At 42.2% G+C, this 13,568-nt stretch carries 11 protein-coding genes; all 11 read right to left on the bottom strand.

Annotated elements, in window-relative coordinates:
- Positions 1–63: 63 nt before the first annotated feature.
- Complete coding sequence (rpsL, locus tag G327_RS0104790) at positions 64–438, bottom strand: 30S ribosomal protein S12 (RefSeq protein ID WP_019613627.1); 375 nt, start codon at positions 436–438, stop codon at positions 64–66.
- A gap of 177 nt (positions 439–615) precedes the next feature.
- Positions 616–906, bottom strand: a complete 291-nt coding sequence (gene tusB / locus G327_RS0104785) for a sulfurtransferase complex subunit TusB (protein WP_019613626.1) — start codon at positions 904–906, stop codon at positions 616–618.
- A gap of 3 nt (positions 907–909) precedes the next feature.
- The gene (gene tusC / locus G327_RS0104780; RefSeq protein WP_019613625.1) at positions 910–1,272 is read right to left on the bottom strand and encodes a sulfurtransferase complex subunit TusC; all 363 of its coding nucleotides are present in this window, start codon (positions 1,270–1,272) and stop codon (positions 910–912) included.
- 9 nt (positions 1,273–1,281) lie between these two features.
- Positions 1,282–1,683 carry a sulfurtransferase complex subunit TusD gene (tusD, locus tag G327_RS0104775; protein ID WP_019613624.1) on the bottom strand — a complete coding sequence of 134 codons (402 nt, stop codon included), beginning with the start codon at positions 1,681–1,683 and terminating at the stop codon, positions 1,282–1,284.
- 146 nt (positions 1,684–1,829) lie between these two features.
- Positions 1,830–2,219 carry a RidA family protein gene (locus tag G327_RS0104770; RefSeq protein ID WP_019613623.1) on the bottom strand — a complete coding sequence of 130 codons (390 nt, stop codon included), beginning with the start codon at positions 2,217–2,219 and terminating at the stop codon, positions 1,830–1,832.
- Between the two features lie 260 nt (positions 2,220–2,479).
- A complete protein-coding gene (gene rpoC / locus G327_RS0104765; protein ID WP_019613622.1) occupies positions 2,480–6,700 on the bottom strand; it encodes a DNA-directed RNA polymerase subunit beta' in 4,221 nt (1,406 codons plus the stop codon).
- 73 nt (positions 6,701–6,773) lie between these two features.
- A complete protein-coding gene (gene rpoB / locus G327_RS0104760) occupies positions 6,774–10,811 on the bottom strand; it encodes a DNA-directed RNA polymerase subunit beta (protein WP_019613621.1) in 4,038 nt (1,345 codons plus the stop codon).
- A gap of 238 nt (positions 10,812–11,049) precedes the next feature.
- A complete protein-coding gene (gene rplL / locus G327_RS0104755; protein ID WP_019613620.1) occupies positions 11,050–11,415 on the bottom strand; it encodes a 50S ribosomal protein L7/L12 in 366 nt (121 codons plus the stop codon).
- Between the two features lie 41 nt (positions 11,416–11,456).
- On the bottom strand, positions 11,457–11,960 hold the full coding sequence (gene rplJ, locus G327_RS0104750; RefSeq protein ID WP_019613619.1) for a 50S ribosomal protein L10: 504 nt from the start codon (positions 11,958–11,960) through the stop codon (positions 11,457–11,459).
- A gap of 300 nt (positions 11,961–12,260) precedes the next feature.
- Positions 12,261–12,965, bottom strand: coding sequence for a 50S ribosomal protein L1 (gene rplA / locus G327_RS0104745; RefSeq protein ID WP_019613618.1), 705 nt, complete (start codon positions 12,963–12,965; stop codon positions 12,261–12,263).
- 4 nt (positions 12,966–12,969) lie between these two features.
- Positions 12,970–13,398, bottom strand: a complete 429-nt coding sequence (rplK, locus tag G327_RS0104740) for a 50S ribosomal protein L11 (RefSeq protein ID WP_019613617.1) — start codon at positions 13,396–13,398, stop codon at positions 12,970–12,972.
- Between the last annotated feature and the right edge of the window lie 170 nt (positions 13,399–13,568).

Raw genomic sequence — 13,568 nt, 5'->3', positions numbered from 1 at the left:
AGGAATTTACCCAAAACATATTAAATTAAAATAGTGTTTGTTTGGCCTTACTTACGGAAAAGCTTATGACTTAGGCTTTTTGGCACCGTATTTAGAACGACCTTTACGACGTTCTGTAACACCAGAAGTATCTAGTGCACCACGTACAGTATGGTAACGAACACCCGGTAAATCTTTTACACGACCGCCACGGATCAAGATTACACTGTGCTCTTGCAGGTTATGGCCTTCACCACCGATGTACGAAGTAACTTCGAAACCGTTAGTTAGACGAACACGAGCAACTTTACGCATTGCTGAGTTAGGTTTTTTTGGAGTAGTAGTATATACACGAGTACATACGCCACGTTTTTGAGGACACGCTTCTAACGCAGGAACATTAGTTTTTTGAACTTTGTCCTTACGCGGTTTGCGTACCAGTTGTGAAATTGTTGCCATTATTAAATAGCTCCTAAAATGTGTATGAAAAATCAACCCTTAAAATAAGGGTGGCGAGAGTTTACGCTGCTTGGAAAATGGAGTCAATAATTAAGCAATTGTGTTTTTGCTCACAAAAATAGATAAGGGGTTTAAGGCAGGCAGAATTAAACGCTAAACACGGGCCGTAAGCTGAATTTACCAGCTGAGCTGGCTTTTATGTTTAATGACCAGGTTGACAAAATCAGGGTAACTACATGTTTTTCCAATATTATTATTTACTGCGCGCGCTTCAAGATCTGCGCTTAACACCATTAGCCTGCCCTGCTGCGAAAGTTTCTGCAGTCGCTGGTAATTATTATGTTCGACACAACAGGCAATAACTGCATCTTCAATTAATAATAAAGTATCTGCTTCGGCCAGCAGATTCAGGCAGTTGTGCAGTGCAAGTGTTTGGAAAGGTGAAGATTTAACAGTATGTAATATCATATATCAGAAACTCAGTAGTTGATCTTGCAGTGCAAATTTCTGCTGCAGACCTTGTTTGTCCAATAAAGTCACATCAATCAGTAACATTTTACTGCTCAGACTTCGCTGCTTCAAAGAAGCCTCGCAGACATAAATATTTTCCACATCATACATTTCCAGCATTTTAAACAACGGCTGATAATGTTTCTGCAGTGTTTCTTCTGGAGAATGCCCGTCAAGCAGCTGATAAACACCGTCATTGATAAAAAACAATGATAATGATTCGTTAAAAGCTGACATCGCCAGAGTCAGATCTAACGACTCCCGCCCCTGAGCACTGCCATGCGGCAAACACCGGTTTATGATACCGACTTTTTTTTCTGTCATACTGCTCACCTAAAACTGTACCAAACGGTCACAACGAGCACTAAGCTCTGCCAGTTGTCCAAGTCCGCTTAAAACGAAGGGGGCTTTTAAATTAAACTGCTCAAGAGACAGCTGCTGTGCTTCCTGCGGATCAACAACGCCGCGGCGAAGTGATGCCGATACACACACCTCTAATGGAAAATTATATTGTACGGCCAGCGCGGCCCAGAAATCCGGGAGATTAATTTCATCAGTTGCAGGACTGACCAGTTGACTGGCATTGAGCACTCCTTCCTGATAAAAAAATACGCCGCTAATTTCATGTCCGGCCAGCAGTGCAGATGCGCAGAACTGATAAGCTGTGCTGGCGCTCTGTGAACCATAGGGTGCACCAGAAACGACAATGGAAAATTTAACTTTCTGCTCATCCATTAGACAACACTCCATCATTAATTTGCTAATAAGCCTGCATAATTTGTGGTTTATAGGTAACAGCTAACCATGAACTGCAAAGTTCACTACTAGAAACTAGCGACTAAAAGCTTTAAGTTAGCAGCTTACACTGTAAATTTCAATTATTAACCTTCGCTGACAGCAATCGCTTCAACTTCAACTAACACGTCTTTTGGTAAACGTGCTACTTCAACACAAGATCTTGCCGGTGCTGATTCAGGGAAATACTTAGCGTAAACCTCATTAAAGGCGCTAAAGTCATTCATATCTTTAATAAAACAGGTTGTTTTAATTACCGATGCTGCTGACGCTTTTGCTTCATGTAATACCGCAAATAAATTCTGCATCACCTGTTCAGTCTGCTCTGTAATACCACCTGCCACAATTTCCATGGTTTCAGGTACTAATGGGATCTGACCAGATGTAAAAACTAAGTTACCTAACTGATTAGCTTGTGAATATGGACCAATTGCAGCTGGTGCATGCGCGGTTGCGATTATTTTTTTCGTGCTCATAAAATACCTTTAATATATATTCATTTAATACAGACCTGCAGTCTGCAATAAATGTTATAAAAATCAATGAGAAACAATGTAAATTCATATTTAAATTAGTTTTACAAACAAAAAAAAAGGTGCCGAGGCACCTTTTTAGTTAAACGTCTGTTTGATTACTTAGGAATCGTTACAAAATAACTTTCTCTAAATTGTTTTCAAAAAACCTTAAAGACTGGTTATTTTGAAAACAAAAGTTCAAGTAGTTTTGAAGCCGAGCCTTACTCACCAAAATCAACTGCATTAAGTAAATCAGCTAAGTTTTGTTCAGCTGCATCTACATCTACAACCGGCTGTTCAACTTTAGGCTCAAGTGCTTTCGCTTTCTCAGCCGCGCGAGCTTTATGATGAGCAAAACCAGTACCTGCAGGAATCAGACGACCAACAATTACATTCTCTTTCAAGCCGTGTAACTGATCACATTTACCTGCAACAGCAGCTTCCGTAAGAACACGCGTAGTTTCCTGGAATGATGCAGCCGAGATAAATGATTCTGTAGCAAGTGATGCTTTAGTAATACCCAACAGCTGGTAATCAAACGTAGCAATTGCTTTACCTTCCGCTTCTAAGCGGCGGTTTTCAATGATAACGCGAGCTACTTCAGCCTGCTCACCTACTAGGAATGCAGAGTCACCAGCATCGGTGATAGTACCTTTACGCAGCATTTGGTTAACGATAACTTCGATATGCTTATCATTAATTTTTACGCCTTGTAAACGGTAAACTTCCTGTACTTCATTAGTAATGTAGTTAGCAACCGGGCTGATACCACGTAAACGAAGAATATCATGCGGAGATTCTGGTCCGTCTGAAATAACCTCACCTTTTTCAATCTTCTCACCTTCGAAGATGTTCAGGTGACGCCATTTAGGGATCATCTCTTCATAAGCTTCACCGTTCGCCTGAGTAATAACTAGACGACGTTTACCTTTAGTCTCTTTACCGAACGCTAACGTACCAGAAACTTCTGCAAGAATTGCAGCGTCTTTTGGAGTACGTGCTTCGAATAAGTCAGCAACTCGCGGCAGACCACCCGTGATATCACGAGTTTTCGAGCTTTCTTGTGGAATACGCGCAACCGCGTCACCAACTCGTACTTGTGCACCATCTTCCAGGCTCACAATTGCGTTTGCAGGCAGTGCATATTGCGCCGCAACTTCAGTACCAGGGATAAACAGGTCATTGCCTTTAGCATCAACCAGTTTCGCCATCGGACGCATCTCTTTACCTGCATTCGGACGTTGAGCCGGGTCGATAACAACAATACTAGATAAACCAGTCAGATCATCGGTTTGTTTAGTAATCGTTACGCCTTCAATAAAGTCTAAGAATTCAATCTTACCTTCCACTTCCGTGATGATTGGATGTGTATGCGGGTCCCAGTTAGCGATAATTTCACCAGCAGTGATATCAGCACCATCTTGTTTCTCAAGTACCGCACCATATGGCAGTTTGTGGTTCTCTTTAGTACGACCCAATTCATCGATAACTGTTAACTCAGTAGAACGAGAAGTCACAACAACTTTATCGTCAGAGTTAATAACAAACTTAGAATTGTGCAGTTTAACTTTACCAGTATTTTTTACTTGTACACTGTTCTCAGAAGCGGCACGCGATGCGGCACCACCGATGTGGAACGTACGCATTGTCAGCTGTGTTCCAGGCTCACCGATTGACTGTGCAGCCATAACACCGATTGCTTCACCCTGACCAACCATATGACCACGAGCAAGATCACGACCGTAACACTGTGCACAAGCACCGAAGTCAGTTTTACAAGTAATAACAGAACGAACCCATACCTGATCAACTGATGCTTCTTCAATAAGATCACATAGTTTTTCATCAAGCAGTGTATTACGTGCAAACAATACTTCGTTTTTAGTACCAGGTTTAATCACATCTTGTGCAACAACACGACCAAGAACACGTTCACGAAGCGGTTCAACAATATCACCACCTTGGATAAGCGGTGTTACTAACAGACCTTCTTCACTACCACAATCTTCTTCTGTGATAACTAAATCCTGCGCAATATCAACAAGACGACGAGTCAGGTAACCCGAGTTTGCTGTTTTAAGTGCTGTATCGGCAAGACCTTTACGCGCACCGTGCGTTGAGATGAAGTACTGAAGTACGTTCAGACCTTCACGGAAGTTAGCTACGATTGGTGTTTCGATGATTGAGCCGTCCGGCTTAGCCATCAGACCACGCATACCAGCCAGCTGACGAATCTGAGCGGCACTACCACGTGCGCCCGAATCGGCCATCATATATACGCTGTTAAACGAGTCCTGCTGAACTTCTTCACCTTTACTTGTAAGAACAGTGTCTTTAGAAAGGTTTTCCATCATCGCTTTAGCAACCTGCTCATTGGCACTTGCCCAGATATCGATTACTTTGTTGTAGCGCTCACCAGCGGTTACCAGACCAGCCTGGAACTGTTCAGAAATTTCAGAAACTTCAGCTTCAGCAGCTTCAACTAAGGTTTTCTTAGCATCCGGAATAACCATATCGTCGATGCCTACAGAAGCACCTGACAATGTTGCATATTCAAAACCTGTGTACATTAACTGGTCAGCGAAAACTACGGTATCTTTAATACCCAGTAGACGGTAACAAGCATTCAATGCATTTGAGATTGCCTTTTTGCCCATGTTTAAATCAACATGTTCAAACGGTAAACCTTCAGGCATGATCAGTGACAAGATTGCACGACCAACTGTTGTTTCAACAAGTTCAGTTGTAGAAGTACGGCTCTTATCATCAGCAATATGAACTTGAGTCATACGTACTTTAACAATTGCCTGCAGATCAACCGCACCGGCACGGTACGCTTTTTCTGCTTCTTTAGCATTCTGGAAATACATGCCTTCGCCTTTAGCATTGATCTTAGAGCGAGTCATGTAATAAAGGCCAAGTACAACATCTTGAGAAGGAACGATAATCGGCTCACCATTTGCAGGTGATAAGATATTGTTCGTAGACATCATCAGTGTACGGGCTTCAAGCTGTGCTTCGATTGTTAACGGTACGTGTACCGCCATTTGGTCACCATCGAAATCGGCGTTGTATGCCGCACATACCAGCGGGTGAAGCTGAATCGCTTTACCTTCGATTAGTACTGGTTCGAATGCCTGGATACCCAGTCTGTGCAGTGTTGGTGCACGGTTAAGCAGTACCGGATGTTCACGGATAACACCTTCAAGGATATCCCAAACTTCACCGCCTTCGCGGTCAACCAGTTTCTTAGCTGCTTTAATCGTAGTCGCAAGACCTAATGCTTCTAATTTTCCGTAAACAAACGGCTTGAATAGTTCAAGTGCCATTTTCTTAGGAAGACCACACTGGTGTAAACGCAGCGTTGGTCCAACTGTAATTACAGAACGACCAGAATAATCTACACGTTTACCTAGTAGATTCTGACGGAAACGCCCCTGCTTACCTTTGATCATATCTGCAAGAGATTTCAGAGGGCGCTTATTAGAACCGGTAATTGCGCGTCCACGACGGCCGTTATCTAATAATGCATCCACAGACTCTTGTAACATACGTTTTTCATTACGTACGATGATATCCGGTGCAGCTAAGTCTAATAGACGTTTTAGACGGTTATTACGGTTAATAACACGACGGTATAAATCATTTAGATCAGATGTCGCAAAACGTCCGCCGTCTAGTGGTACTAGAGGACGTAAATCCGGCGGCAGAACTGGTAATACAGTTAAGATCATCCACTCAGGTTTGTTTGATGACTGGTGGAAAGATTCAACCAGTTTCAGACGTTTAGTCAGTTTTTTACGTTTAGTTTCAGAATTAGTTGTACCTAACTCTTCACGCATAGCTGAAATTTCGTGATCAAGATCAAGCTGTTTTAATAGAGCAAATACCGCTTCAGCACCCATTAGTGCTTCAAACTCATCGCCCCACTGCTCAAGCATGTCTAAGTATTCTTCTTCAAGAAGAATCTGGCGGCGCTCAAGATCAGTCATTCCTGGTTCAACAACCACGAAAGATTCAAAATATAGGATACGTTCAATATCACGTAACGTCATATCCAGCATTAAGCCGATACGAGACGGAAGTGATTTAAGGAACCAGATGTGAGCAACAGGTGATGCTAATTCGATATGACCCATACGATCACGACGAACTTTAGATTGAGTTACCTCAACACCACATTTTTCACAAATAACACCACGATGTTTAAGGCGTTTGTATTTACCACATAAACATTCGTAATCTTTGATCGGGCCAAAGATACGCGCACAGAAAAGACCTTCACGTTCTGGTTTAAATGTACGGTAGTTAATTGTTTCAGGTTTTTTCACCTCACCAAATGACCATGAACGGATCATTTCAGGTGATGCTAAACCAATTTTGATACCATCAAATTCTTTGGTTTTATTTTGCTGCTTTAAAAACTTTAATAAGTCTTTCACGCTACTCTCCCATAGGAGTTAAAACTAGGCGTCCTGATATTCAGAACGCCACATATTCACTTCAGCTTAACGCTTAGTTATTTTCTTCATCTAGCTCGATGTTGATGCTTAATGAACGGATCTCTTTCAACAATACGTTGAATGATTCCGGCATGCCCGGCTCCATTCTATGGTCGCCGTCTACGATGTTTTTATACATCTTAGTACGACCGTTAACATCATCTGACTTAACAGTAAGCATTTCTTGAAGCGTGTAAGCAGCACCGTAAGCTTCTAGTGCCCATACTTCCATCTCACCGAAACGCTGTCCACCGAACTGAGCTTTACCACCAAGCGGCTGCTGTGTAACTAGACTGTAAGAACCCGTTGAACGAGCATGCATTTTGTCATCAACTAAGTGATTCAGTTTCAGCATGTACATGTAACCAACAGTTACTGGACGTTCAAACTGCAGACCTGTACGGCCGTCAGTTAACTGTAATTGACCAGATTCAGGCAGATCAGCTAAACGTAATAGTTCACGGATTTCAGACTCGTAAGCACCATCGAACGCAGGCGTTGCGATTGGTAAACCTTTGTAAAGGTTTTTAGCCAGACGTAATACAGCTTCATCATCAAAGTCATTTAAGTCAACATGACAAGGTGCATCACCGAATGAATACATTTTCTGTACAAATTCACGTACTTTTGGCAGTTCCACTTCACGCTGATCTTTGATCATACGTTCAAGTTTCTCACCAACACCTTTACAAGCAAGGCCTAGATGTGTTTCAAGAATCTGACCGATGTTCATACGTGACGGTACACCCAGCGGGTTAAGTACGATATCAACAGGAACACCAAATTCATCGTGAGGCATATCTTCAACAGGAACGATGTTAGAGATAACACCTTTGTTACCGTGACGACCGGCCATTTTATCACCAGGCTGCAGGCGACGACGAACAGCTAAATAAACTTTAACAATCTTCTGAACACCAGGAGCCAGATCATCACCTTGAGTGATTTTACGACGCTTAAGATCGAACTCTTTGTCGTAATCTGCTTTGATTTCATCATATTGCGCAACGATTTGGTCTAAATGAGACTGTTTAGTTTCATCATCGATGATCACTTCTAACCACTGTGCACGAGGCATCTGCAGTAGACGAGCTTCATCTTGACCAGCACCGATAAGAATATTCAACGCTTTTTCGTAAATTGCGTTTTCTAGGATCTGGAACTTCTCTGTCAGATCTTTCTTAGCGGCTTTAAGCTGCATCTCTTCGATTTCAAGTGCACGTTTATCTTTTTCTACGCCGTCACGAGTAAAGACTTGAACGTCAATTACCGTTGCGTAAGTAGAGTTAGATACACGTAGAGAGCTGTCTTTCACATCAGACGCTTTCTCACCGAAGATTGCACGTAATAGTTTTTCTTCTGGAGTCAGTTGTGTTTCACCTTTAGGTGTCACTTTACCAACTAGGATATCGCCAGGCTTAACTTCAGCACCAACGTAAACAATACCAGATTCATCTAGTTTGCTTAGCGCTGCTTCACCAACGTTAGGGATATCAGCAGAAATTTCTTCACTGCCCAGTTTAGTTTCTCGTGCTACACACGAGAACTCCTGGATATGGATCGTAGTGAAACGATCTTCCTGCGAAACACGCTCAGAAATAAGGATTGAATCCTCGAAGTTGTAACCATTCCAAGGCATGAAGGCAATCTTCATGTTTTGGCCTAGTGCCAGATCACCCATATCAGTTGACGGGCCGTCTGCCAGTACATCGCCTTTAACAATCGGCTCGCCTGGTTTACACGTAGGTTTCTGGTTAATACAAGTATTCTGATTTGAACGAGTGTATTTAGTTAAGTTGTAGATATCGATACCAGCTTCACCAGGAAGCAGCTCTGCATCATCAACTTTTACAACGATACGAGACGCATCTACGTAATCAATTACACCACCGCGCTTAGCGATAATTGTTACACCAGAATCGATTGCAAGACGACGTTCGATACCAGTACCAACAAGCGGTTTGTCAGCACGTAAAGTAGGAACTGCTTGACGCTGCATGTTCGCACCCATTAAGGCACGGTTAGCATCATCGTGTTCTAGGAACGGGATAAGTGACGCTGCAACAGAGATAATCTGCTGTGGAGACACATCCATGTAATCGATATCAGCCGGACTCATAAAGGTTGTTTCACCTTTATGACGACAAGGAATCATCTCTTCGTTTAGGAAACCATTTTCATCAACACTTGCAGATGCCTGTGCGATAACGAATGTACCTTCTTCGATTGCAGACAGATATTCAACTTGTTCAGTTGGTTTGCCATCTTCTACTTTACGGTAAGGTGTTTCTAAGAAACCGTAATCATTTGTACGAGAGAAAGTAGCCAGTGAGTTGATCAGACCGATGTTTGGTCCCTCTGGCGTTTCGATTGGACATAAACGACCATAGTGAGTTGCGTGAACATCTCGCACTTCAAAGCCTGCACGTTCACGTGTTAAACCACCCGGGCCTAACGCTGAGATACGACGTTTATGAGTAACTTCTGAAAGCGGGTTATTCTGATCCATAAACTGAGACAGTTGTGAAGAACCAAAGAACTCTTTAACAGCAGCTGAAATAGGTTTTGCATTGATCAGATCCTGAGGCATAGTTGCATCAAGATCACCAAGAGATAAACGCTCTTTAACAGCACGTTCTACACGTACTAAACCAACACGGAATTGGTTTTCAGCCATTTCACCAACACAACGGATACGACGGTTACCAAGATGATCGATATCATCAACGATACCGTTACCGTTACGAATATCGATCAGTGTTTTCATTACACTTAGGATATCATCGTTAGATAAGATACCAGGACCTTCGTCACCTTCGATATCTACACGACGGTTGAACTTCATACGACCTACTTTAGACAGGTCATAACGTTCTTCTGCGAAGAACAGGTTCTGGAATAAACCTTCTGCAGCATCTTTTGTCGGCGGCTCGCCCGGGCGCATCATGCGGTAGATTTCAACTAGTGCTTCAAGGCGGTTAGTTGATGAATCAACACGTAATGTATCAGAAATGAATGAACCACAATCAAGTTCATTGGTGTAAATAACTTCAAATTCTTTAATACCAGACTGTGAAAGTTCAGCTAAAAGCTCAAGCGTTAACTGATCATTTGCGTTAACGATGATTTCACCAGTTTCTTCACTGATGTAATCTTTCGCAATAACTTTACCTTCAAGGTATTCAAGCGGCACTTCAAGCGAAGTAACACCGTCTTTTTCAAGCTGGCGAATATGGCGGGCTGTCACACGACGTCCCTGCTCAACATACACTTTACCATTGCCGGCGATATCGAATGACGCAGTTTCACCACGTAAACGATCGGCAATCAGCGCCATTGAAATAGTACCGTCTTTGATTTCAAACTTAGTTGTATCAAAGAAGATCTCTAGAATTTCTTGTGTCGTGTATTCTAGCGCGCGCAGCATGATAGTTGCCGGCAGTTTACGACGACGGTCAATACGAACAAACAGGTTATCTTTAGGATCAAACTCAAAGTCTAACCAAGAACCACGGTACGGAATTACACGTGCGTTATAAAGAACTTTACCTGAACTATGCGTTTTACCTTTATCGTGATCGAAGAAAACACCAGGTGAACGGTGTAATTGAGAAACGATAACACGCTCAGTACCATTGATTACAAAAGTACCGTTTTCAGTCATGAGCGGCATTTCACCCATGTATACTTCTTGTTCGCGAATATCTTTCACCGTGCCTGCTGGTGCATCACGATCATAAATAACAAGACGTAATTTAACGCGTAATGAAGCAGAGTATGTTACTCCACGGATTTGGCATTCTTTTACATCAAACACCGGCTCACCTAGGCGGTAGCTGACATATTGTAATTCTGATGTGCCTGAATAACTGGCGATAGGGAAGATACTACGGAACGCAGCTTCTAGACCAACTTCTCCAGTTAAATCGATTTCAATGAATCGTTTGAATGAATCTAGCTGAATCGACAGCAAGTATGGTTTTTCCATTACTTGCGGACGTTTCCCAAAATCCTTACGAATACGTTTTTTCTCAGTATAAGAGTAACCCATGTGGTTCCTTTGCTCGCTGATAAGTGATCATAGCTGTCTGACCTATTATTAGGTCTTCATTGTTCGACAACGGCGAACATTATTTTGGTGTTAATGATGCGTTATATAACATCACCTTTAGTGTCCGATACCGTAAAAAATAATGAAAAATTACGGAATCCTATAGCGCAAAAAGGCCGGTGATTAAATAATCACCAGCCGATGCCATTTACATGGCTAATAAGTTATAGATTATAACTTATTTAAGTTCAACAGTAGCGCCGATTTCTTCTAGTTCAGCTTTAAGAGCTTCTGCTTCTTCTTTAGAAGCAGCTTCTTTGATTACTGTTGGGCAAGCTTCAACTGCAGCTTTAGCTTCTTTAAGGCCTAGACCTGTAGCGCCACGAACAGCTTTGATAGCTTTAACTTTGTTGTCACCGAATGCAGTCATTACAACGTCAAATTCAGTTTGCTCTTCAGCAGCTTCGCCAGCAGCTGGGCCAGCAGCTACAGCAGCAGCTGCAGATACGCCGAATTTTTCTTCCATTGCTTCGATTAGTTCAACAACTTCCATTACTGATAATTCAGCAACTGCTTCAATGATTTGGTCTTTAGTAAGAGACATGAGTCAATTCCTATTAATAAAATTAAATAGTATTACAGCGATTATGCTGCAGATTCTTCTTTCTGGTCGCGAATTGCAGCCAGAGTACGTACAAGTTTGCCAGCTGCAGCTTCTTTCATAGTAGCCATCAGTTTCGCAATTGCTTCGTCGTATGTCGGTAGTGTCGCTAGACGGTCAACTTGAGCGGCTTCAATGAATTCACCCTCAAATGCTAGTCCTTTGATTTCAAACGTTTCATTTGCTTTAGCGAAGTCTTTTAAAAGACGCGCAGCAGCACCTGGATGTTCGTTTGAAAATGCAAGGATAGTAGGACCGGTAAACGTCTCTGTTAGACATGCAAAGTCAGTACCTTCAAGTGCACGACGCGCTAATGTATTACGTACAACACGTAGGTAAACATTGTTAGCACGTGCTTGCGCACGAAGTTCAGTCATTGCACCAACTGTTACGCCGCGTGAATCGGCTACAACAGCAGACAGAGCAGCTGTAGCAGCTACATTGACTTCAGCGACAATTGCTTGCTTGTCTTCGAGTCTTAATGCCATTTGGTTTTACTCCTGGATTACACTAGGTTTTACCCTAGATAAACACCCTCATCTATAATGATGAGGCACTATTTCGGTAATCGGATCCAGGTAGAATAATTCTGTCTGGGGTCCGGCACCATCTACGTAGGAAATTAAGCAAATACAAATGTACCGCACCTACGGTCTCGGAAGGGACCTAAGGCCCTCCAAAGTAAGGCCGCAAATTATACAGAAAATTTACGACCTTGTATACTCAAACTGTTCGATATATATTCAATCAGTCTGGGTATCGCTAAGCGTTTAACGCTTAACTAAAAATTACGCTACTACAGTGTTTAAAGATGCCTGGTCGATTTTAACACCAGCACCCATAGTTGTAGATAGAGAAACTTTTTTCAAAAATACGCCTTTAGCGCCTGATGGTTTTGCTTTTTTAAGCGCAACTAAAAGTGCTTCTAGGTTTTCTTGGATTTGCTCAGCAGAGAATGATGCTTTGCCGATTGTAGAATGGATAATACCATTCTTGTCGTTACGGTAACGTACTTGACCTGCTTTAGCATTTTTAACTGCTGTTGCTACGTCAGGTGTTACAGTTCCAACTTTCGGGTTAGGCATTAGGCCGCGTGGACCTAAGATTTGACCTAATTGACCAACAACACGCATAGCGTCTGGTGATGCAATTACAACGTCAAAGTTCATTTCGCCCGCTTTAACTTGTGCAGCAAGATCGTCCATACCTACGATATCCGCACCAGCTTCTTTCGCTTTTTCAGCGTTAGCGCCTTGTGTGAATACAGCAACACGAACTTCACGACCAGTACCGTGTGGTAATACAGTCGCACCACGTACGTTTTGATCACTACGACGAGAATCAACACCTAGGTTAACTGAAACATCAACACTTTCGTTGAATTTAGCAGTTGCTAGTTTTTGAAGAAGAGCAACAGCTTCGTTGATTTCGTATTCTTTAGTAGCGTCTACAGTGTCACGTACCGCTTTCATGCGTTTAGATAATTTAGCCATTGTATTAACCCTCTACTTCCAGACCCATAGAACGAGCAGAACCCGCAATACAACGTACCATCGCATCAAGATCGGCACCTGTTAAATCAACTTCTTTCGTTTTAGCGATTTCTTCAAGTTGAGCAACAGTAACTTTACCAACTTTATCTTTATTAGGAACGCCAGAACCAGACTTGATACCAGCAGCTTTCTTAAGTAAGTAAGATGCAGGTGGAGTCTTAGTTTCGAAAGTGAAAGAACGATCAGAATAAACTGTAATTACTACAGGTACTGGAGCGCCTTTTTCAACTGAATCTGTTTTTGCATTGAATGCTTTACAGAATTCCATGATGTTAACACCGTGTTGACCAAGAGCTGGACCAACTGGTGGTGACGGGTTTGCCATACCAGCTGAAACTTGCAGCTTGATATATGCTTGTACTTTTTTAGCCATGATATTACTACCTATGTTTGGGTGTAGCGCTAATTCAAAATGAATTTAGCTTCCCGATTAAAATATTTGTCTCTCATTTACACGGTATCCCGTGAACAAGATCACAATTAATAACCCTATTAAACCTAACTACAGATTTAATGAATTAATTCTGTAAATAAAAGGGCGGC

Origin of the sequence: Psychromonas ossibalaenae ATCC BAA-1528 (genome assembly GCF_000381745.1) — a bacterium.
GTDB classification, from domain to species: domain Bacteria; phylum Pseudomonadota; class Gammaproteobacteria; order Enterobacterales; family Psychromonadaceae; genus Psychromonas; species Psychromonas ossibalaenae.
This window is presented reverse-complemented; position numbering and strand designations above follow the sequence as displayed.